The 20,971-nt window shown below is 63.1% G+C and carries 23 protein-coding genes; 16 read left to right on the top strand and 7 right to left on the bottom strand.

Features of this window, described 5'->3' with window-relative positions; genetic code table 11:
• Position 1 precedes the first annotated feature (1 nt).
• From BRA471DRAFT_RS21155 to BRA471DRAFT_RS21095, 13 genes are all read left to right on the top strand, one after another.
• Positions 2–808 carry a biotin--[acetyl-CoA-carboxylase] ligase gene (locus BRA471DRAFT_RS21155; RefSeq protein WP_007610973.1) on the top strand — a complete coding sequence of 269 codons (807 nt, stop codon included), beginning with the start codon at positions 2–4 and terminating at the stop codon, positions 806–808.
• Positions 808–2,478 carry a ribonuclease J gene (locus BRA471DRAFT_RS21150; RefSeq protein WP_007610967.1) on the top strand — a complete coding sequence of 557 codons (1,671 nt, stop codon included), beginning with the start codon at positions 808–810 and terminating at the stop codon, positions 2,476–2,478. The genes BRA471DRAFT_RS21155 and BRA471DRAFT_RS21150 overlap by 1 nt, the downstream gene beginning before the upstream one ends.
• Positions 2,479–2,491: 13 nt before the next feature.
• Positions 2,492–2,896: a methylmalonyl-CoA epimerase gene (gene mce / locus BRA471DRAFT_RS21145; RefSeq protein ID WP_007610965.1), complete on the top strand. Its 405-nt coding sequence runs from the start codon at positions 2,492–2,494 to the stop codon at positions 2,894–2,896.
• A gap of 9 nt (positions 2,897–2,905) precedes the next feature.
• Positions 2,906–3,181: a DUF1467 family protein gene (locus BRA471DRAFT_RS21140; RefSeq protein ID WP_007610964.1), complete on the top strand. Its 276-nt coding sequence runs from the start codon at positions 2,906–2,908 to the stop codon at positions 3,179–3,181.
• Positions 3,182–3,210: 29 nt separating this feature from the next.
• Positions 3,211–3,558, top strand: a complete 348-nt coding sequence (locus BRA471DRAFT_RS21135) for a hypothetical protein (RefSeq protein ID WP_007603574.1) — start codon at positions 3,211–3,213, stop codon at positions 3,556–3,558.
• A 90-nt stretch (positions 3,559–3,648) separates the two neighbouring features.
• On the top strand, positions 3,649–4,929 hold the full coding sequence (gene mtnK, locus BRA471DRAFT_RS21130) for an S-methyl-5-thioribose kinase (RefSeq protein WP_007610962.1): 1,281 nt from the start codon (positions 3,649–3,651) through the stop codon (positions 4,927–4,929).
• A gap of 132 nt (positions 4,930–5,061) precedes the next feature.
• Complete coding sequence (locus tag BRA471DRAFT_RS21125) at positions 5,062–6,651, top strand: ABC transporter substrate-binding protein (RefSeq protein ID WP_088931103.1); 1,590 nt, start codon at positions 5,062–5,064, stop codon at positions 6,649–6,651.
• A 60-nt stretch (positions 6,652–6,711) separates the two neighbouring features.
• Positions 6,712–7,635 (top strand): ABC transporter permease, encoded by a 924-nt coding sequence (locus BRA471DRAFT_RS21120; protein ID WP_007610960.1) that lies wholly within the window; start codon positions 6,712–6,714, stop codon positions 7,633–7,635.
• Entirely contained in the window at positions 7,632–8,453 is an 822-nt protein-coding gene (locus tag BRA471DRAFT_RS21115) for an ABC transporter permease (protein WP_007610959.1), read from the top strand. Before BRA471DRAFT_RS21120 ends, BRA471DRAFT_RS21115 begins: the two co-directional genes overlap by 4 nt.
• Positions 8,450–9,430: an ABC transporter ATP-binding protein gene (locus BRA471DRAFT_RS21110; protein ID WP_007610958.1), complete on the top strand. Its 981-nt coding sequence runs from the start codon at positions 8,450–8,452 to the stop codon at positions 9,428–9,430. The genes BRA471DRAFT_RS21115 and BRA471DRAFT_RS21110 overlap by 4 nt, the downstream gene beginning before the upstream one ends.
• On the top strand, positions 9,423–10,466 hold the full coding sequence (locus BRA471DRAFT_RS21105) for an ABC transporter ATP-binding protein (RefSeq protein WP_035974156.1): 1,044 nt from the start codon (positions 9,423–9,425) through the stop codon (positions 10,464–10,466). Before BRA471DRAFT_RS21110 ends, BRA471DRAFT_RS21105 begins: the two co-directional genes overlap by 8 nt.
• Positions 10,467–10,711: 245 nt before the next feature.
• Positions 10,712–11,062, top strand: coding sequence for a hypothetical protein (locus BRA471DRAFT_RS21100; protein ID WP_157234086.1), 351 nt, complete (start codon positions 10,712–10,714; stop codon positions 11,060–11,062).
• On the top strand, positions 11,059–11,799 hold the full coding sequence (locus BRA471DRAFT_RS21095) for a hypothetical protein (protein WP_007610956.1): 741 nt from the start codon (positions 11,059–11,061) through the stop codon (positions 11,797–11,799). Before BRA471DRAFT_RS21100 ends, BRA471DRAFT_RS21095 begins: the two co-directional genes overlap by 4 nt.
• Before the next feature lie 109 nt (positions 11,800–11,908).
• Here the strand turns inward: BRA471DRAFT_RS21095 and BRA471DRAFT_RS21090 are convergent, their stop codons facing one another.
• Positions 11,909–12,751, bottom strand: coding sequence for a hypothetical protein (locus BRA471DRAFT_RS21090; RefSeq protein WP_007610955.1), 843 nt, complete (start codon positions 12,749–12,751; stop codon positions 11,909–11,911).
• Between the two features lie 69 nt (positions 12,752–12,820).
• The gene (locus tag BRA471DRAFT_RS21085; RefSeq protein WP_007610954.1) at positions 12,821–13,516 is read right to left on the bottom strand and encodes a hypothetical protein; all 696 of its coding nucleotides are present in this window, start codon (positions 13,514–13,516) and stop codon (positions 12,821–12,823) included.
• Positions 13,517–13,688: 172 nt separating this feature from the next.
• Between BRA471DRAFT_RS21085 and BRA471DRAFT_RS21080 the strand changes: the two genes are divergently transcribed.
• A complete protein-coding gene (locus BRA471DRAFT_RS21080; RefSeq protein ID WP_157234085.1) occupies positions 13,689–13,967 on the top strand; it encodes a hypothetical protein in 279 nt (92 codons plus the stop codon).
• A 228-nt stretch (positions 13,968–14,195) separates the two neighbouring features.
• Here BRA471DRAFT_RS21080 and BRA471DRAFT_RS21075 read toward each other — a convergent pair whose 3' ends face one another.
• On the bottom strand, positions 14,196–14,816 hold the full coding sequence (locus tag BRA471DRAFT_RS21075; RefSeq protein ID WP_007610952.1) for a LysR family transcriptional regulator: 621 nt from the start codon (positions 14,814–14,816) through the stop codon (positions 14,196–14,198).
• A gap of 128 nt (positions 14,817–14,944) precedes the next feature.
• On the opposite strand from BRA471DRAFT_RS21075, the gene BRA471DRAFT_RS21070 reads away from it, so the two are divergent.
• Both BRA471DRAFT_RS21070 and BRA471DRAFT_RS21065 read left to right on the top strand, forming a co-directional pair.
• Positions 14,945–15,337, top strand: coding sequence for a RidA family protein (locus BRA471DRAFT_RS21070; RefSeq protein WP_007610950.1), 393 nt, complete (start codon positions 14,945–14,947; stop codon positions 15,335–15,337).
• Between the two features lie 44 nt (positions 15,338–15,381).
• Positions 15,382–16,071: an L-2-amino-thiazoline-4-carboxylic acid hydrolase gene (locus BRA471DRAFT_RS21065; RefSeq protein WP_007610946.1), complete on the top strand. Its 690-nt coding sequence runs from the start codon at positions 15,382–15,384 to the stop codon at positions 16,069–16,071.
• A 342-nt stretch (positions 16,072–16,413) separates the two neighbouring features.
• Here BRA471DRAFT_RS21065 and BRA471DRAFT_RS21060 read toward each other — a convergent pair whose 3' ends face one another.
• From BRA471DRAFT_RS21060 to BRA471DRAFT_RS21045, 4 genes are all read right to left on the bottom strand, one after another.
• Positions 16,414–17,442, bottom strand: coding sequence for an ABC transporter permease (locus tag BRA471DRAFT_RS21060; RefSeq protein ID WP_007610945.1), 1,029 nt, complete (start codon positions 17,440–17,442; stop codon positions 16,414–16,416).
• Between the two features lie 11 nt (positions 17,443–17,453).
• A complete protein-coding gene (locus tag BRA471DRAFT_RS21055) occupies positions 17,454–18,956 on the bottom strand; it encodes a sugar ABC transporter ATP-binding protein (protein ID WP_007610943.1) in 1,503 nt (500 codons plus the stop codon).
• 6 nt (positions 18,957–18,962) lie between these two features.
• Complete coding sequence (locus tag BRA471DRAFT_RS21050) at positions 18,963–19,985, bottom strand: sugar ABC transporter substrate-binding protein (RefSeq protein ID WP_007610940.1); 1,023 nt, start codon at positions 19,983–19,985, stop codon at positions 18,963–18,965.
• 135 nt (positions 19,986–20,120) lie between these two features.
• The gene (locus BRA471DRAFT_RS21045; protein WP_007610937.1) at positions 20,121–20,525 is read right to left on the bottom strand and encodes a globin; all 405 of its coding nucleotides are present in this window, start codon (positions 20,523–20,525) and stop codon (positions 20,121–20,123) included.
• Positions 20,526–20,971: the final 446 nt, after the last annotated feature.

Genomic DNA, 20,971 nt, shown 5'->3' with positions numbered 1-20,971 from the left:
GATGGCATTCGCGCTCGGTCCTCGTGCGGCGTCGGCGGGCTACAAGCTCGCAGCTTTCGAACGGACCGGCTCGACCAACACCGAGGCGATCGAGCACGCGAGGCGCGGCGAACGCGGCCCGATGTGGTTCGTGACGTCGGAGCAGACCGCCGGCCGTGGTCGCCGCCAGCGCGCCTGGATCGCGCCAAGGGGTAATCTTGCCGCCAGCGTGCTCGAAGTCCTCGACGTCGCCCCTTCCGTCGCCGCGACGATCGGCTTTGCGGCCGGGCTGGCCGAGGAGGCCGCGCTGGAGAAGGTCAGCCTGGAGGCGGCGCTGCGCCTCGGCGAGGGCCGTCCCCGCTACGCCCTGAAATGGCCGAACGACGTCCTGGCCGACGGCAAGAAGCTGGTCGGCATCGGCCTGGAGGCCGAAGCCATGGGCGATCGTCTTGCCATCGTTGTCGGCATCGGCACCAACGTCGTCGCCGCGCCCGAGGGCACGCCGACGCCGGCGGTGTCGCTGGCCGCGCTCGGCGTCCAGATCAGCGCGGAGGAGCTGTTCTCGGCGCTCTCGGACGCCTGGGTGGAGTTCCGCGGTATCTGGGACAATGGCCGCGGCTTTTCCGAAATTCGCAGATTGTGGCTGGAGCGCGCCGCCGGCCTCGGCGAGCGGGTCGCGATCCACACGGGAGTGATGACGCTGGAAGGCATTTTTGACACGATCGACGACACCGGCTGCCTGATCGTCCGCACCGCGGAGGGCCGGCGCGTGCCGGTCGCCGCGGGCGAGGTGTTCTTCGGCACGGCCGCCTCCGTGGGAGCTGCGTGATGGCGAAGCCTGAAGAACTGGTATTTGCACCGCTCGGCGGGGTCGGCGAAATCGGCATGAATTTGTCGATCTACGGCCTCGGCAACCGCCAGCAGCGCGCCTGGCTCGCGATCGATCTCGGCGTCTCCTTCGGCGACGAAGAGCATCTGCCGGGCATCGACCTGATCATGCCCGACATCAGCTTCCTGGAGAAGGAACGCAAGAACCTGATGGGGCTGGTGCTGACCCACGCCCATGAGGACCATTTCGGCGCCATCATCGACCTGTGGCCGAAGCTGAAATGCCCGATCTACGCGACCCAGTTCAGCGCCGCGCTGTTCGAGGCCAAATGCGCCGCCGAGCGCAATGCGCCCAAGATCCCGGTGACGGTGGTGCCGTCGGGCGGGCGCGTCGATATCGGCCCGTTCAACGTCGAGTTCATTCCGGTCGCGCATTCGATTCCGGAGTCGCACGCGCTGGCGATACACACCGAGATCGGCACGGTGCTGCACACCGGCGACTGGAAGATCGATCCGACCCCGATCATCGGCCGCCCGACCGACGAAAAGCGGCTGCGGGAGCTCGGCGATGCGGGCCTGCTCGCCTTGATCGGCGATTCCACCAACGCCGTGCGCGACGGCCGCTCACCCTCGGAAGCCGAGGTTGCCAAATCCATCACCGAGCTCGTCAAGGCCGCCAAGGGCCGCGTCGCGGTCACGACCTTTGCCTCCAATGTCGCGCGCCTCAAGGCCGTCGCCATCGCCGCGAAGGCTGCCGACCGTGAGGTCGTCGTCGTCGGCCGCGCCATGGAGCGCGTGGTGCAGGTCGCGCGCGAGACCGGCTATCTCGACGGCGTGCAGAGTTTCCGCTCCGCCGAGGTCTACGGTCACCTGCCGCAGGACAAGGTGCTGGCGCTCTGCACCGGGAGCCAGGGCGAGCCGCGGGCCGCGCTGGCGCGCATCGCCAATGACGACCATCCCGAGATCACGCTCAACCGCGGCGACAGCGTGATCTTCTCCTCGCGCACCATTCCCGGCAACGAGAAGGCGGTCGGCGCCATTATCAACGGTCTGGTTCTGCAGGGCGTGGAGGTCATCACCGACCGCGACCAGCTGGTCCATGTCTCCGGCCACCCCCGACGCGACGAATTGCGCGACATGATCGCCTGGACCAGGCCGCAGCTCCTGATCCCCGTCCATGGCGAGGCCCTGCACCTCAACGAGCACGCCAAGCTCGCGCGTGCCGCCGGCGTGCCGCGCGTGCTGGTCTGCCGCAACGGCGATCTCGTCAAGCTCGGCCCGGGCGATCCCGGCATCATTGGGCAGGTGCCTGCGGGCCGTCTCTACAAGGACGGCACGATTCTGGAGGACTCCAAGTCCCGCGCGGTGGTCGAGCGGCGCCGGATGGCCTTCTCCGGCTGCGCCTTTGTCGCCATCGCCATGACGGAGCAGGGCGAGCTTGCCGACGATCCCGCAGTCGAACTCGTCGGTATCCCCGAGAAGAACAAAGCGGGCGAGCCCTTCGACGACATCGTCTTCGACGCCGTGGTTTCCACCGTCGAAGGCCTGCCGAAGGCGCGCCGTCGCGACCCGGATGCGCTGGCTGAGTCGGTGCGACGCGCTGTCCGTTCCGTGATCAACGAACATTGGGGCAAGAAGCCCCCCTGTCTGGTACACGTGCTGACAGTATAACGGGAGAAGAACGATGCTGGGCCGGCTCAACCATGTCGCGATCGCGACCAAGGACGCCGTCAAGGCCGCAAAAATCTATGGCGCCGCATTCGGGGCCCGGATCTCGGAGGCCGTCGCGCTGCCCGAGCATGGCGTCACCACCGTGTTCGCGACGCTGCCCAACACCAAGATCGAGTTCATCGAGCCGCTCGGCGAAGCCTCGCCGATCGCAAAGTTCCTCGACCGCAACGCCGACGGCGGCATCCACCACGTCTGCTACGAGGTGGTCGACATCATCGCCTCGCGCGACACGCTGGTGAAGGAGGGCGCACGAGTGCTCGGCGATGGCGTGCCGAAGATCGGCGCCCACGGCAAGCCGGTGCTGTTCCTGCACCCGAAGGACTTTTCCGGCGCGCTGGTCGAAATCGAGCAGGCATAGGCCGAAGCCATGGCCATCCAGATCTCAACCGCAATCGCGATCTACTTCGTCATCTGGTGGGTCGCGCTGTTCCTGACGCTGCCGTTCGGCGTGCGCAGCCAGCACGAGGACGGCGTCGGAGTGCCGGGCAGCGACCCCGGCGCGCCAATCCTGACGCGGATGAGGAGCAAGCTGATCTGGACCACGATCATCTCTGCGATCATCTACGCCATCGCCATGGTCGCCTATCGCGCCGGCTATTTGTCGATCGAGCGCCTGTCGAAATTGATGGGCATGCCGTTCTAGAATTCCTGGTTGGCTTTGTTGGGGGACCAATGACTTTTCAGAGGATCGTCGTCGCGCTTCTGGTGCTGATCGTCGCCGGCCTCGGTGCCATCGGCTATTTCGAGTGGAAGATGGCCGTGCAGGTGCGCACCCTGAAGGCGTTCGTCGAGGGCTACGTCTTCAACGAGGCCGTGATCGCCTGCGAGCAGGCCAAGAGCTCGACGCCGTTCAAGTGGAACGGGGGCAAGAGCACCGCGGTGATCGGCCTGAACTCGGTCAAAACCGACAAATACACCGTCAGCGCCAGCTACACGCTGGTGGCGGACAGCGTCTATTGTGATTACGATCCGATCAAAAGAAAGGCCGAGATCGGCTCGAGCTTCCTGGAGCGGGAGTAACGATCCGGCCCATACAGGAGCATGATCCGGAAAAGTGTGAAGCGGTTTTCCGACAAGATCATGCTCAAATAACAATGGGATCGGATCGTCATGGCGCAGGGGCAGGGGGACTATCGGATTCTGCATGAGGCGGCCTTGCGGGATTATCTCGCAGGCGTTGCGGATCTCACAGCAGCCCTCGGTGGCGAGCCGGCCTCCTGGTCGATCACGGAAGTCGGCGACGGCAATCTCAATCTCGTCTTCATCGTCAAGGGCGGCCGCGGCGGCGTCGCCGTGAAGCAGGCGCTGCCCTATGTCCGCCTCGTCGGCGAGAGCTGGCCGCTGCCGCTGTCCCGGGCTCATTACGAATATCTCGCTTTGTCGCGGCAGGCCGAGCTCGCGCCCGGCCTCGTGCCGGCGCTGCTGCATCACAACGAGGCCCTGGCGCTGACGGTGATGGAGCTGCTCGAGCCCCACATCATCATGCGCAAGGGGATGGTCGCGGGGACTCGATATCCGCGCTTTGTCGATGACATCACCACCTTCATGGCGCGGACATTGTTCTTCACCTCCGACCTCGCGTTGTCGGCGGCCGAGAAGAAGCAGGGCATCGCAGCCTTCGCCGGCAACCATGCGCTGTGCAAGATCACCGAGGATCTGATCTTCACCGATCCCTATCGCATCGCCGAGCAGAACCGCTGGACCGCGCCGTATCTCGATGCGCTCGCCGCAGCGCTGCGCGAGGATATGGACCTGCATGTCGCGATCTCCCGGCTGAAGCTGAAGTTCATGGCGAGCCCCGAGGCGCTGCTTCACGGCGACCTTCACACCGGCTCGATCATGGTGACGGAGAGCCAGACGCGGGTGATCGACCCCGAATTCGCATTCTACGGCCCGATGGGTTTCGATGTCGGTGCCGTGCTGGCCAACCTGCTGATGGCCTATTTTGCCTCCGCCGGCCACGAGCGCTCGCCGGGCGAACGGCGTGCGTTCGAGCATTGGATGCTGGAGACGGTCGAGCAGGTCTGGAACGCGTTCGCCCGCAAATTCCTCGACCTGTGGCGCGCTGGCGCCGCAGGGGATGCCTATCCCGCCTCGCTCTTCGCCGGCGAGACAGGCGCGGCACGCCTGGAGGCCGAGCGACAGGCCTACATGCAGCGGCTGTTCGCGGATACGGTCGGCTTCGCCGCGGCAAAAACCATCCGCCGCATCTTCGGTCTCGCCCACAATATCGACTTCGAGCTGATCGAGGATCCGCGCCGGCGCGCGATCAGCGAAGCACGGGCCGTGAGGCTGGCAAGGACGATGATGCTGGAGGCGGGCGCGTTTCCGACCATTGCGGATGTCACCGCTGCAGCGCGAAAATTGCGCGATTGGCAGCCGGAGTTCTAGCGGGCTTCCTCGCAAATCGGCGGGGCCCGCGCGCGACGCTCGCATACGTCAACCCCTTCAAGGCGCTTGCGCTCGACCTGCCGTGGATGGTCAACTCTCGGACAGGAGCACGGCTTGCGTTGTCGGAGGACCATGATGTTCAGGATAGTGGCGATCGTCGCGGGTCTGGGGCTGGCACTGGCCGCCACGGCGGAGGCCCAGACCCCGCGCAAGGGCGGAACCATCCGCATGACCGCGCCTTATGGGTCGAGCTTCACCAGCCTGGACATTCATACGACGCAGCGCGCCCAGGACGAGATCTACGCCAAGGCCCTGCACCGGTCGCTCTACATCTGGAATTCCAAGGAAGGCAAACCGGTTCTGGAGCTCGCCAAGGAGGACGTCGTCTCGGGCGGCGGTCTCGTTCACACCTTCAAGCTGCGCGACGACGCCTATTTCCACAACGGCCGCAAGATGACGGCCGACGACGTCATCTGGACCTACAACCGCATCATGGATGGCACCAAGGCTTATCCTGGCGCGCGCTATGTCCGCGTGATCGAGGGCGCGGCGGCGGTCGAGAAGGGCCAGGCCAAGGAGATCTCCGGCCTGAAGAAAATCGACGACTTTACCATCGAGATGAAGCTGACCGAGAAAGTCGATCCGGGTTTCTACTTCTGGAACGCGATCACGTCGATCTATCCCGCCGACGAGGCCGCCAAGGAGAGCTTCCTCCAGAAGCCGATCGGTCTTGGACCCTTCAAATTCGTCGAGCACGTGCCGGGATCGCGCATCGTTCTGGAACGGTGGGACCGGTTCTACAAGCCGGGCAAGCCCTACGCCGACAAAATCATCGTGTCGGTCATGGGCGAGGCCGCGGCACGCGATGTCGCCTTCCGCAACAAGGAGATCGACACCTCGGTGTTGGGACCTGCGCAATATGTCGCCTATCAGAACGACGCCGACCTCAAGGGCACCGTCGTCGAAGTCGCCGAGGTCTTCACCCGCTACATGGGGATGAATCCCGCGTTCAAGCCGTTCGCCGACAAGCGGGTCCGGCAGGCGATCAACTACGCGATCGACACCGACCTGATCATCAACAAGCTGGTCAAGGGCAAGGCCTACCGCGCCACCAGCTGGCTGCCGCTGACCTCTCCCGCCTACGACAAGGCCATGAAGCCCTATCCCTTCGATCCCGCCAAGGCCAAGCAGCTGCTCGCCGAGGCCGGTTATCCCTCAGGCTTCGAATTCGAATGGACCACCAGCCAGAACGAGAGCTGGGGCCTGCCGATCGTCTCGGCCGTGATCCCGATGCTGGACAGGGTGGGCATCAAGGCGAAGGTCAAGCAGGTCGAGACCGCGGTGCTGGCGGAGGTGGTTCGCAGCGGCGACTACCAGGCCTTCATCTACTCGCAGGCGAGCGGCCCGGATCCGCAGGCCGCTCTCAAATGCTTCCACTCGGCGACGCCGCAACCCGCCTGCAACTACATGAACTTTAAGAACGCCGAGTTCGACAAGCCGGTCGACGAGGCCGGGCAGTCCGATGACGCTGCGAAGCGCATCCAGCTGCTGCAAAAGGCCAATGCGCTCCTTTACGAAGAGGCGCCGGTCTGGTTCTTCAACTACAACAAGGCGGTCATGGCGGTGCAGCCGTGGCTCAAGGGGGTTCAGCTGAACGCGACGGAACTCACCCATCAGAACGTTGAAGACCTCTGGGTCGACGAGACCTCGCCCGCGAAGTGACACGCGCTCTCGCGCTCCCTCCGTCGCCATGAACGACGGAGGGAGAGAGGAAAAGTGCCGATGCTCTCCTTCCTGTTCCGCCGCCTCCTGCAGACCATTCCGACCGTGCTCGCCGTGGTGGCTCTGGTGTTCGTGCTGTTCAGCGTCGTTCCCGGCAGCATCGTCTCGTCCATGAGCGACGATGCCGATCCGCAGGTCGAGCTGCGCATGAAGAAGCAGCTCGGCCTCGACGATCCCGTCTATGTCCGCTTCGGCGTCTACATCGCCAAGCTTGCGACCGGTGATTTCGGAACCTCGTTCCGGACGCGCGAGCCTGTGACGTTCATGATCGCCAAGCGGATATGGCCGACGCTCCAGCTCATCTTCGCGGCCATGGCGTTTTCTGTCGTGATCGGTGTTCCCCTGGGTTTCATCGCCGCGCTGAAGCCGGGGGGCATCGTCGACACGCTGGCCATGGTCGTGGCGGTGTCTGGACTTTCGATCGCCAAATTTTGGCTCGGATTGGTGCTGATGTACTTGTTTGCGTTGAAGCTCGGCTGGCTGCCGAGTTTCGGCTATGGCGATGGCGGACTGAAATATTTGATCCTGCCTGCCGTGACGCTTGGCGTCTCGCCGATGGCGTTGTTCGCCCGGACGACACGCGCTGCTGTCCTCGAGATCATGACCGCGGATTTCGTCCGCACCGCGCGCTCCAAGGGCATGAGCGAGACGCGGGTCGTGAAGTGGCATGTGATGCGCAACGCGCTTGTCATCATTCTCACCACCGTCGGCCTGCAGTTCGGCGCGCTGATGGGGCAGGCGGTCGTGGTCGAGAAACTGTATTCCTGGCCGGGCATCGGCTCGCTGCTGGTCGACAGTGTCCTGCAGCGCGACATTCCGGCCGTCCAGGGCTCCATTCTTGTCGTGGTGCTGTCCTTTCTCGCGATCAATCTGCTGATCGACGTGCTCTACGGCGTGATCGATCCCAGGATCAGATACGCATGAAGCTCCGCGCCAATCTCATCATCGGTGGCGCGCTGTTCGCGCTTGCGATCCTGGTCGGCCTGCTCGCGCCCTGGCTGGCGCATACCGATCCTGTGCTGGACGCCAATTTGCTCAACGCGGAAGAGCCTCCGAGCTGGACCTGGTGGTTCGGCACCGACGATCAGGGCCGCGACATCTATTCCCGCGTCGTCTATGGCGCGCGCGTTTCGCTGACGGTCGGCATCGTCTCGCAGCTCATCAACAGCGTCATCGGCGTGGCGCTGGGCCTGAGCGCCGGCTATTGGGGCGGCTGGTGGGACGATGTCGTCAACGGGCTGACCAATCTCATGCTCGCGATCCCATCGCTGATCTTCGCGCTGGCCATCATGGCGGTGCTGGGACCCGGCCTGACCAGCCTGCTGATTGCACTCGGCTTGACCAACTGGTCCTTCACGTGCCGGATCGCCCGGGCCTCGGCGCTGTCGCTGAGGAGCCAGGGTTACGTGCAGGCCGCGACCGTGCTCGGCTACGGCGATCTGCGCATCATGATCACGCAGCTGCTGCCGAACATGCTGGGGCCGATCGTCGTCATCGGCACGCTCGGCATGGGCAGCGCGGTGCTGTCCGAAGCCGCGTTGTCGTTCCTCGGCCTCGGCGTGCGCCCGCCGTTTCCGAGCTGGGGCAGCATGTTGTCGGATGCCCGCGACCAGATCACGACGGCGCCGTGGCTCTCGGTGTTTCCCGGCCTTGCGATCTTCTTGACGGTGCTCGGCCTCAATCTGCTCGGCGACGGCCTGCGCGACATTCTCGATCCGCAATCGCGGAGCCGGCGCGCATGACCGGCGCGCCGCTGATCGAAGTCGAGAATCTCAGCATCGATCTCGACGATGGATCGCGGCGCGTCGCGGCGGCCGAGGGCATTTCATTCCGCATCGATCGCGGCGAAACCTTCGGCCTCGTCGGTGAATCCGGCTGCGGCAAGAGCATCACGGCGCTTGCCTTGATCGGCCTGTTGCGGCAACCATTGTCGATCGGCGGCGGCGCCATCCGGTTTGAGGGGCGGGAGATCCAGCACCTTTCGGCCGCCCGGCAACGCGATCTGCGCGGCAATCGCATCGCCATGATCTTCCAGGAGCCGATGACGGCGCTGAACCCGGTCTCGCCGGTGGGCCGGCAGATCGCCGAGATGTTCGTGCTGCACAAGGGCAAGAGCTGGCGAGAGGCCGACAGACTGGCGGTCGAGGCGCTGGCGAGCGTCCGCGTTCCCGCGCCGGAGCGGCGCGTGAAGGATTACCCGCACCAGCTGTCCGGCGGCATGCGCCAGCGCGTGATGATCGCCATCGCGCTCGCCTGCGGTCCGGATCTCCTGATCGCCGACGAGCCGACAACAGCACTCGACGTGACCGTGCAGGCCGAAATCATCGAGCTGATGCGGAATTTGTGCGCCGAGCGGGGAACCGCAATCCTGATGATCAGCCACGATCTCGGGCTGGTCGCCAATGTCTGTCGCCGCGTGGCCGTGATGTATGCCGGCCGCATCGTCGAGGAGCGCGGCTCGGCGGACATCTTCCGGGCGCCCTCCCATCCCTATACGCGAGGCCTCGTCGCCTCGCTGCCGCGGCTCGGCAGTCGTGCAGCCCTTGGCCGCAGCCGGCTGACGGAGATCGCGGGTGTGGTCCCGGCCATCACGAATTTTCCGAACGGCTGCCGGTTCAATCCGCGTTGCGCGCAGGCGACCGATATTTGCCGGACCACCCCGCCGGGAGCGGATTTGCTGGAGGCCGGCGGCCTTGTCAGGTGTCACCACCATGCATGAGCCGCAGGACAGGTTGGGTGAGACGCGGCCGGACGACGATGTCATTCTCAGCGTGAGGGATCTCGCGGTCCATTTTCCGCTCGGAGGCGGCCTGCTGGGGCGCGGCCGGCGGCTGCTCCGCGCCGTCGACGGCGTCGATCTCACCTTGAAGCGCGGCGAATGCCTCGGCCTCGTCGGCGAATCCGGCTCCGGCAAGTCGACCGTCGCATTGTCGATCCTTGGCCTCGTGACGCCGACGCGCGGCCGCATCGTGCTGGACGGACAGGACGTGACGAACCGGCCATCCGGCGATCGAAAGGCGCTGGCCCGCATCGTGCAGATCGTGTTTCAGGATCCCTACGCCTCGCTCAATCCGCGCCAGACCGTTCGCCGCACGCTGGAGGATCCCCTGCGTGTGCATGGCATCACGGCCAAGAGCGAGATCGAGGACCGCGTCGCGAAGATGCTGCGGCATGTGGGCCTGCGGCCGGAGCAGGCCGACCGCTACCCCCATGAATTCTCGGGCGGCCAGCGCCAGCGCATCGGCATTGCCCGTGCGCTGATCCTCAACCCGAAGATCGTCATCTGCGACGAACCCGTCTCGGCGCTCGATGTCTCGATCCGCGCCCAGATCATTAACCTGCTGCTGGAATTGAAGGAAACGCTCGGTCTCTCCTACATCATGATCAGCCACGATCTCGGCGTCGTCGAACACATGAGCGACAAGGTCGCCGTGATGTATCTCGGCCGCATCGTCGAGAACGGCCACTGGCGCGAGATTTTCGAGCGGCCCGCGCACCCCTACACGCAAGCCCTGATCGCCGCCATCCCCGATCCCTTGCGTCACGCACCGCTGGCGACGACAGGCGGCGACCTTCCCAACCCGCTCAATCCGCCGAACGGATGCGCCTTCAGCCCGCGATGCCGCCACGCGGAAGCTGTGTGTCGGAGCGAGCCGGGGCCGGTGCTCGAAACGCGTCCAGATGGGCACGCGGTGAGGTGTTGGCGGAGCGAGGAGATTGCGGCAGCGAGCGTCGCTCTATCACCGTCACCCTGAGTGGCCGCTTCGAAGCTCCGGATGAGGTGCAATCGCATTGCTGGCGTCGTGACTCAACGGTCACGACTTAGCGGTTGCGCCGGAATTACGGCGTTGTTCAAACTCCTTGGGACAGCGAGCGCGGCGCAGTTCGCTCCGGGGCCCGCGCCTTCGGGCTCTCGCTGGGAGTTCGCGACTGACAATGGCCAGCGGACCTATGACAACGGCACGCCTGCCGTGGCGCTTGTGCCGAACGGGGGTCAATAATGGTTGAGCTTTCAGCGTCCCGAAACACCTTGGCAGAAAAGCTTCGTCGCGCGGCGCGTAATGCACCCACGGTGCTGCCGTCTGTGATGGCGGCGCCCCCGACGATTACATTCACTGCAAACGTCACCGGAAACCCCGCGACGTCATACAACGCAACTCGCCAGATCGCGACTGGAGTTCTCACACCGTCTACCGATAGCAAGCTCCTTATCGGCGGCAAGAAACTCGTCACCAATACGGTGCTCACGACAGTGCAGCAAAGCTGGGATGGATCGAGCTTCAAGGGGTATGATAGCTGGCTCGAATTCGGGTTCTTCGGCGGTGGTGATGCAAGTTCGAGGTCTACATGACCTCGAACTCGCAGAAGTGCGACCTTCTCATCAATGGACAATATGCCTACGCGCGGGGGAGCAAGAGTGCTCCGAGTGGTGGCAACAATTGCACCATGTTGGTCGATTTCGGCGGGGCGCAACTTTCGGATATGGATGTTCGCTTCGAGCGCACGCAGATTTGCGGTATCGGAACATCCGTCGTCAACACGATCAGACCTGTCTCGTTGCTTGATCGCGTGGTCGCTTACATCGACGGCGACAGTTGGACGGGACCGGCGACCGCGGCGACGTGCCCCCAGATGGGCTGGTCGCGGTCGTTCGCGAAGCTGATGGGCTGGAAGAGCGCCGAATTCTATGGACTCGGCGGGACTGGTTACGTCACGACAGGCGGCACGCTCAATTTCGGCCAGCGCGCGCCCTTTGACATATTCCTGCGTCCGAAGCCTGACGCGCTTGTCGTGTTCGGATCGACCAACGATGGGAGCGTCACGCCAGCATCTACAGTCCAGACCGCGGTTAGCGCTTACATCGCTGCAGTCCGCACGAATTGGGGCTATAATTTCCCAATCTCCCTAATTGGCATTCAGGGTTATACGTCAGGATATCCGACCGCACAGAATGCTGCTGTCGCGGCGGCTGTGGCGGGCGCGAACGCCGCCGGCGATATTTGGTCCTCTTCATTGATCCTTCGACATGGCAGACAGGCAGCGGTCGGGTCGGCACGACCACCAGTGACGGCAACTCCGACTGGATGATTTCCAGCGCTCTCACAGGCCATCGCAGCGATGCAGGTATGGACTATTGGGCTGCAAGAGCATCGCAGGTAGTCAAGTCAATCATCGCGAATTTACCGGCTTAGGTCTACTACGCCACGATAACGCTTAGCGCGCGGCGTAGCTCCACTTCGGCGCGATTAGTCGCGACGCGTGGGATCGCATTGAACCAAAGTGGGTGATCCCACAGCGCCTGCTTCAATTCTGGTGGAATGCTCATTCTTTCGATGCGCTCGGTAAGCTTCAACCCAAGCCGCTGACTGATCTCGAGTAGATAGGTTGCTAGCTGACCGGTATCAAAATTCTCTGATCCCCCCGTAACTGGCTTCACGATCGGTGCGGCATCATCCGGATGTCGGATGTGCTGTTGTGACGTCGCAGGAATGAAAATATCAGCGGCGCGGATGGCGGGGACGTTCATGTAAGTCGAGTAGACAGCAAGCTGGAAACGCGTGAATTGCGCAGTCTGGAGTCGAAAGCCGGGCGTGAATTCGAAGGTGTGGACCGGAAGGGCAGCAAAAACAAAGTAAACCGGGCTCGACGTGTCCATGTGGGTGAAGGGGTCGGCGATGCGGATGAGCTTGTCGCGTGGTTTTGGATTGGCCGTGTATCGAGGCTGATCAAGTCGAGCGCAGCGTCGCGCATATACGTTCCAAAGAAGAAAGCCCTTCGAATTTTCGATGAAGGCGGCGGATGTTATGAGGCGACCGTCAGCAAGTTTCGTTGATCGTTTGATGGTAGTGCCGGGTGCGCTGTCGCTTGGATGGAGTGAATACCGTTCGAAGGAGATGGGTACATTCGCTCCGCCATCTTCGTGGTTCGTCTCAGAACGCGAGAAAAGCATGACGCTGCCGTCGCTGGTTTCTTGTGCAGCGAGCAATTCCCGATCAACTCCGTCGTACCGTGCGATGAACCGGGTCTTGGGACGAGGCATGGCTTGATCCGATGTAATGGAAGGCCGCCGGTCAGGGTAGGAAGAGCGCCACCGAGCCGTTCGCTCGTCTCAGGTCGGTGGTAGTTGCTTGATCCGCTTTCCGTTCCGATCGTACTGGATGGTCAGCGGGACTGACTGACCATCTTTTTCCAAGCCAAGGCGGATCGCTAAGCTACCATCTTTGAGGCGTTCGATTTTCGGGCCGCCGTCGCGATTGCCGTGAGCAGCTCCGTATACTTTCTGGCCGGACTGCTCTTCGGATTCTATCGCGTGACGCAGATCTTGCCCTATCTCTCCAAGGATTGCAGAGGCGTCGAGAATTTGAGCCAGATCACCCGAAGTCAGCTCTATGCCCAGGTTATTGCGGAATTGCCCTCCTGTCGGAATGCTCAAAGTCACGGCGTATCCGTCTGCTATCGCATCCTTGATTGCGCGTTCCAACCGTTCGAACTTCTCTGAATCCGTGCTTTTCGCTTCTGACGGCGACGCCCTTGAAACGAGGCGTTTCAGGGCGTCATAACTATCCCCAGCAATCGACTGCCCCAATTTACCCACCGCGGCAGCTCCAAAGATGCCGGCTCCCAGCGTTGCGAAAGTGCGCCAGGATTCCCAGTCCATAATGATCTGCAGCAGATCGTTAGGTCCGGCCCAGCCCTGCAGGTTCTCTACACGTGGCGGATGGCCAACAAAGTCTTCGAGCGCGTTGCTGATCGGAAGGTACCTATCGCCATGGACGCGGCCAATGCTGGCTTCGATTTTGGTCATCTGATCCTCCCAAAAGGGGGCATTTTGACCGGTGCTGCCCGAATGTCGAGTCCACTCCCCTCAGGGACGCGCGTTCCCTTAGCCTTTCGTCCATTTGATTGTGCACTCGTTTCCGCTCTACCTTGACGGCACTCCGGGCTACCGGAGATTTCATAGGGGGGATTTTATGCGCTTGTTCACTGCCACCTTTGCTGTTTTAGCCGTTTCCTGCGTTCAGGCGAGTGCCATTGACCTGAAAGACTGCAAGGCGATCAAGGAGCTGCCCGACCGGATCGCCTGTAGCGAAGGCAACGTAAGGATGTTGAGCGACGCGCTCGCCAAGACTGTTCAGCTTGGGAAGGACTACAAACTCTCCACGCGAGGCCGTTGCCTGAGCTATTACGACGAAAACAAGGGCGCTATCACCATGACTTGCGATCATCCCGATCTGCAGGGATGGAGGATGGAATAATAAGGGAGCGTGGGCGGCGCACCGCCGCTCACGCACCACCCTTTTCCGGCTTCGTCGAATTTCCCATCAGGCTCCTCAGGCACCGGCCGTCCACTCCCATCAAGGCGCTGAGGCACTCCCTCAGGGGGAGCTGCCACTGACGCCACAATCGCTGTGATGAGATCGTGCTCCTGTTTCGCCTGCCTCATCAAACGCGGCCCCGGCAAGGCTATGGATTCCTGGTCAAGCCTATCGTCTGACACCGGCCAGACGAGGGCGACTCGCTACCGAGTTCTCCGCCGGCAGCGCACGCAGCCACGCGCGAAAACTGACGACCTCCGGACAATCCGCGGTGCCTTCAGGCGCAATCAGCCAATCACCCAGACCTGATCCCTCATCGACCCGGTCGCAGCGATAGCCTGGATGGTGGCCAAGACTGCGGGCGATCAGCAGGTCGACCTTGCCCTCGACCAATTCGTGCAGGCCGGCCGGATGCAGCACCCGCAAGCCGATCTCCGCATGCGTGCTGCGAAACGCTGCCAGATCGAGGCGACGGAGGTCGAAGCTGCCATGGATGCCTAATTGCAGCAGCACCGCACCGGCCGGTTTCAACTGTGAGGTCGCCTCCGCAATGTGGCGAAAGCCTTCGGAGACGCCGGGCAGATAGGCCTGACCGGCCGCGGTGAGGATGAGCTGCTTATGCAGCCGCTCGAACAGCTGCATGCCGAGGCGCGCCTCCAGTGCCTTCACCTGCTGCCCCACGGCGGCGGGCGTGACGTGTAGCTCGTGCGCGGCCAGCTTGAAACTGAGATGCCGGGCGGCGGCCTCGAAGGCGCGGAGCGCGTTGAGTGGGGGAAGGGCGTAGGTCATCGGTCTCCATTTTGACACTGATGGGCTGTGGCCTTGCAATAGATTTTCTTGCGCTGAACCGCAGCAATGATGCTTTGCGAAGCGGTGATGGCGCCGGATACGGTCGACAAGCAATCCGGAGAAACCTCATGCCCCCAGCTCACCTCGTCAGCCACAATCCCGCATCGGTCCACGCTCCCGCCGGCGGTTACTGCATGGGACTTGAACTGACGCAGCATCGACGGCTGTTGTTCATTAGCGGCCAGGTGCCCCAGAGACCCGACGGCACCGTTCCTGACGGTTTTGAGGCGCAGTGCGAGCAGGCCTGGCGCAATTTGATCGAGGTGCTCGCCGCCGCAGGCCTTGGCGTCGCGCATCTGGTCAAGGTCAACACGTTCCTGACCGACCGCAATCAACTCGTGGCCAACCGCACCATTCGTCGCGCGATGCTGGGCGAACATCAGCCCGCGCTGACGGTCGTGATCGTCGAGACCGTCGACAGCCAATGGCTGCTGGAGATCGAGGCGATCGCCGCGGAGTGAAACCGGCCGACATTGCAATTGAACCAAATCATATCAGGTGTCCCATGGCTGAGATCATCCATCCGTTCTACGAAGCGCATCGCGGTGCAATGGAGGCCGCCATGCGCGAGCGGCTCGATCTGGCCGAACCGATGTTGCGCGAGCGCGCGCAGCTTTCCGAGATCGACGGGATCAGGCGGAAGGTGATGGACGAATTCGAAATCGTGCTCACCCAGATGCCCCATGTCGGCGGCGCGGCGAGCCGCATGAGCGATTTCTTCATGCGCCTGATGGGCTTCATGGCCATCAGCCGGGTGCTGCGGCGCCACGGTGTGCCGCTGCCTGTGATCGGCGAGATCGAGCGGGACACCTACAAGGCGCAATTGCTCACCGTATCGGAAGCGGAACGTCTCGCCTCGGGTCGTCAGTTCATGTCGGCTGAGAACCAGGCCTCGCTACGCGAGCAGGCGGCGAGAAGCGCGACTGAAAGCCATCAGACCGAGTTTCCGGAAGATTTCGTCTACGATTTCGTCGAGCCTGATGCGGGTGACAGTTTTGAATTCGGCATCAACTACAAGGCTTGCGGCTTCTGCAAACTCGCGGCGCGCCATGGAGACAAGGACATCCTGCCGAACATCTGCGGGCTCGATTTCGTCGCCTACGCAGCGCGGGGCATCCAACTGGAGAGGACACAGACGCTAGCGGGCGGTGCGAGCCATTGCAATTTCCGGTTCTCGCGGCTTGTGCCGGACTAGAACCGTCACCCTGAGGTGGCCGCTTTAGCGGCCCTCGAAGGGCGACGGCCCGGCTGCATCTTGGCCGTTCATCCTTCGAGGCTCACCACGGGACGCGTTGCGTCCCATGGCTCGCACCTCAGGATGACGGAGCGTTGTTCGTCGCGAATGTCAGAGTTCTCTGGAATAGCAGCTACGGACGCGCACACCGCCATGATGACATCCTGCTCCTGTTTTGCCCGACGAGTCAAACCGTCGCTGCGGTCGCAGCTACACAATTTCGGGTTTTTGTAAGTCGTTGAATTCCCTCAAAGTCTCTACTGTGCATGGGGTTGTTTTCGCGCTTTTTGTTTTGAGGGGCGGCTATTCCACCGCCTTTTCCCTCAGCCGCTGCGCATAGACGTTGATCACCAGCGCCGCCAGCAGGATCAGGCCGCGGATCAGGATCTTCAGGAAGCTGTCGATGTTGACGTGGTCGAGGCCGTTATTGAGAACTCCGAGAACGAAGAGCCCGACGATGGTGTTGCCGATGCCGCCGCGGCCGCCGAACAGGCTGGTGCCGCCGACCACGACGGCGGCGATGGAGTCGAGCAGATAGGTATCGAACTCGTTCTGCTGCGCGCTGCCGAAATGAGCGACACCGAGCATGCCGCCGATACCGGAGCACACCGCCGAAATGACCATCACCGCGCCGAGGATGAGCTTGACGTTGAGGCCGGAATATTCGGCCGCCTCGCGGTTGCCGCCGACCATGTAGACGTAGCGGCCGAAGCGCGTGTAGGTCAGCACCAGATGTCCCAAGAGCAGCATGATCGCGGCGACGATGACGATCCATGGGATGCCGCCGATTGAGCCCGAGCCCAGCGTGGTGATCACGCCGGGCACCTTGTAGGCGATCTGGCCGCGCACCAGCAGCGCCGAGATGCCGGCCGCGATCTGCATCATCGCCAGGGTCATGATGAAGGAGGGGATGCCGATCATTGTCAGCCCCAGCGCATTGACGAGGCCGAGAGCTGCGCAGAGCAAAATGGCCAGCAGGATCGCCGCGGCGCCGGGCAGGGGAATGTTGGGGATGTTGACGTAGGATTCCTGGAGCGTGAAGTAGGCGACCGCGATGCCCGTGACGTTGGCGATGCTGGCGATCGAGAGGTCGATCTCCGCGCAGAGGATCACGAAGGTAAGGCCGACGGCGATGATGCCTGTGACCGACACCTGCGTCAGGATGTTGCCGAGATTGTCCAGCGTCGCGAAGGAGGGGCTGGCCAGCGCAAAGAAGCCGGACAGGAAGATCAGCGTCAGGAACGGGGCGATGTTGCGCATCTGCGAGCGCAGGAACGGCGCAAGCCCTCGCGCCCGCTGCCCCGCCGCCAAAGCCGTCTCACTGCTCGCCATGTGCTTCTCCGTCACGCCGCTTCCAGCAGGCGGTCCTTGCTGACCGGCTCGTTCTTGAATTCGCGCACCAACGCGCCGCGCTTGAGCACGAGGATGCGGTCGGCCAGCGACAGCACCGTTTCCGGCTCGGTCGACAGCACGATGATCGCGAGCCCCATGGCGCGGAGATCGCGGACGATGTTGATGACGTCGTTCTTGGCGCCGACATCCATGCCGCGGGTGGGCTCGCACAGCACCAGGAGTTTTGGCGGATAGGTCAGCCATTTCGCCAGAGCAACTTTCTGCTGATTGCCGCCGGAGAGCATGCCGAGATCGAGCCCGACCACCGGCGGTCTGATCTGGAGCTGCTCGACCTGGCGCTGGGCGATGTCGCGCTCCTGCGCCGGCTTGAGCAGCAACGCCGAGATGCGATCGAGAATGCTGATCGAGATGTTCTTGTAGACCGGCTCCTGGTGAAACAGCATCGCGCGTCGGCTCTCCGGCACCAGCGCCACGCCGGCGCGCCGCGCCGCCGCCGTGCTTGCGAAGGTTTTGAGGTTGCCCTCGACCGCGAGCGTGCCGCCGTCCGGCTTCAGTTTGCCGAACAGGATGCGCGACAATTCCTGCTGGCCGCAGCCCATGAAACCGTAGATGCCGAGCACTTCGCCGGCGCGCGCATCGAAGGAGATGTCCTTCAGGCTGCGGGCCAGGGACAGCTGGTCGACCTTCAGGACCACCGACCTGTCGCTCGGTTGGGGCAGCATCAAATCGTCGCTATAGCTGTGCTCGAGCGCTTCGCCGCCGCGGCCTATCATGGCCTCGATCAGCGCGCCCTTGCTGGTCGAGGCACTTGCGGTCTCCGCGACCTTCCGCCCGTTGCGGAACACGGTCACCGTGTCGGACACGAGCAAGATGTCCTCGATGAAATGCGAGATGAAGACGATCGCCGTGCCTTCCTCTCGCAAGCGCCGCAGCGTCGCAAACAGTCGCTCGACCTCGGGCGGGGAGAGGGCGGAGGTCGGCTCGTCCAGGATGACGATGCGCGCGCCGGAGAACAGCACGCGCGCGATCTCGATCAGCTGCTGAAGCCCGATGGGTAAGTCGCCGAGCCGGCTCATCGGATCGACGTCGATGCCGAAGCGGGCGAGCTGCTCGCCGGCCTCGCGCGCCATCCGCCGCCATTGCACCAGGCCAAGCCGGTTCGTCGGCTGGTTGCCCAGAAACACGTTCTCCGCGACCGTGAGGTCGGGCGCGACGGAGAGCTCCTGGTGCACCATGGCGATGCCGGCGTTGTGCGCATCGCGGGCCGAGCGGAAATGCGTCTCCTGTCCGTCGATCAGGAAGCGGCCGGAAAATTCGGTGTGCACGCCGGCGATGATCTTCATCAGCGTGCTTTTTCCCGCGCCGTTCTCGCCGACGAGACCGTGGATTTCGCCGGGTGAGAGCGCGAAGTCGACACCACGAAGCGCCTCGACGCCGCCGAAGCTCTTCGTGATGCCCTGCAGTTCCAGGAGGGGCGAACGATCCTCTCGCATGGAGGCTCAGATCAGGAAGTGATCCTGCATCCACTGCATCCCGGCGGCGTTGGCCTTGGTCACGACCGGACCGTCGGTGACGACATTCTTGGGGATGCCCTGTCCGCTCTTTTCTCCGCCGACCACGGCGGAAACGCCTGCGATGATCGCGCCGCCATGAATCCGGCAGGACGGATTGCGCACGGTCGCGAACATGCGGCCTTCGCTGACGGCCTGGATCGCCGGCGGCATCGCGTCCACGCCGCCGATCAGGATGTTGGTGCGGCCCCGCGCCTTCATGATGTTGGCGGCGGCGAGCGCCATGTCGTCATTGTGGAAGAACGCCGCGTCGATCTGCGGATACTTGGTCAGGTAGGTTTCCCAGAGACGTGCGGTCTTCGACACATCCCAGTCGGCCGGCTGGGTGTCGAGCACCTCGATCCCGGGGAATTGCTTCACGACATTGTTGAAGCCCTTGGCGCGGCCCTGCGCGCCGGTATGGCCGAGGGCGCCCTGCGTCATGATGATCTTGCCCTTGCCGCCCATCGCGTTGCACAGCGCCTGCGTCACCGAGGCGCCCATGAACTCGTTGTCGGGGGCGAGGAAGGAGTGGACGTTGATCTGGTCCAGCGGCGCGATCAGCGTGTCCATGTCGATCACCGGCGTGCCGGCATCGATCATCTTCTGCACCGGCTGGGTGAGGGTGCCGATGCCAAAAGCCTGGATCGCGACGAAGTCCCATTTCTGCGAGGCCATGTTGTCGATCGCCGCGCGCTGCTTCACGGCATCGAGCTGGCCGTCGAACCAGGTGACCTCGACATTGAACAGCTTGCCCCAGAATTCCGCGGCCTGCTTGCCCTGCGCGCACCAGGTGGCCTGGAGGCCTGCGTTGGAGAACGCCGCCTTCAGCGGCTTCTCGCTGCGTCCGACTTCGGCTGCAAGGGCGGGGTTTATGCCCATGCTGCCGAGGATGGCAGTCGCGGCGCCGGCGGTTGCTGCCGCCTGAAGAAGATCGCGCCTCGTCGTCGAGAAATCTTTCGTCCCGGACATCGCTCGCTCCCATACAATTTTGCTTCGGCGCGTCATTGATTGCGCGACCGATGTCCGAAAGTGTCTCACAAGAGTTGGTGCCACTCAATCCGCAATCAACGGTCGCCGCGAGAGGCGTTGGTGCAGCGCAAAGCGTCAGGCCTGAACGGAGGCGAACGCGTCGATCTCGATGAGCAGTCGGTCCCAGGCCTGTGCGATGTCCGACGACCATTCATCGCGGAGGAGATCGCGCAGTGTATCCCTGATGACGGCGAAGAAGGCGGTGAACAACTCGCGCGGCGTGCCGTAGCCATCGTGCGATACGACCTCGCACGCGATCAGCCGGAATTGCCCACGGCGATCACCGGCGAAGTCGAGAATCGCCTCGATCGTGAGTGCGAGCATCGATCCCATCACGAGCTCGCTGCCTTGCGTGCGGAACATCGCCCGCGTTTCGGGATGCTGTTCGAACAGCCGCTGATAGACGTGTGGCGTGAGATCGGTGCAGCGCGAGGCTGCAAGTTCAAGGCTCTGTTCGATCGGATTGGGAGAAGGATTCATCGGCGCATCAGCCCCGCAGACAAAAAAAGAGCGGGGCCCTAGCCCCGCTCGAAAATTGTGTCGACCCTATTATCCCCGATTCTAAGATTTGATCTTGATTGGCGGGGCGACGCTGCATTTTGCGCGTCAGGGGCTCCTCCCGAGACTTGGACCACCAGACTTCGACCTCGCGGCCAGCCTGAGCAAGGGGATGCTAGATCAACTTTTCTCACTTGTCATCATTTTCGGCAACGAATGTTCAAAATTCGAGCATTTAACGAAATGATCGGGTGGCCCGCCGTGTAAGCATATGACAAATATAAGAAATCTGTGGATGGGGCAGGGGCTCGACTGCCTCAAATGCCGGAGGTTCCCTGCTGGTGGCGGCCGGACCACAGTTTTCCGGGGAATTTGCGCTGCATTAAGAAGGCGGCGGAACCGGGCTCGACTCGGCCATAGCGCGGTGT

The sequence above is a fragment of the Bradyrhizobium sp. WSM471 genome, assembly GCF_000244915.1.
Lineage (GTDB): Bacteria > Pseudomonadota > Alphaproteobacteria > Rhizobiales > Xanthobacteraceae > Bradyrhizobium.
Note: the sequence above shows the minus strand (reverse complement) of the source record. Positions and strands in the feature narration are given on the sequence as shown.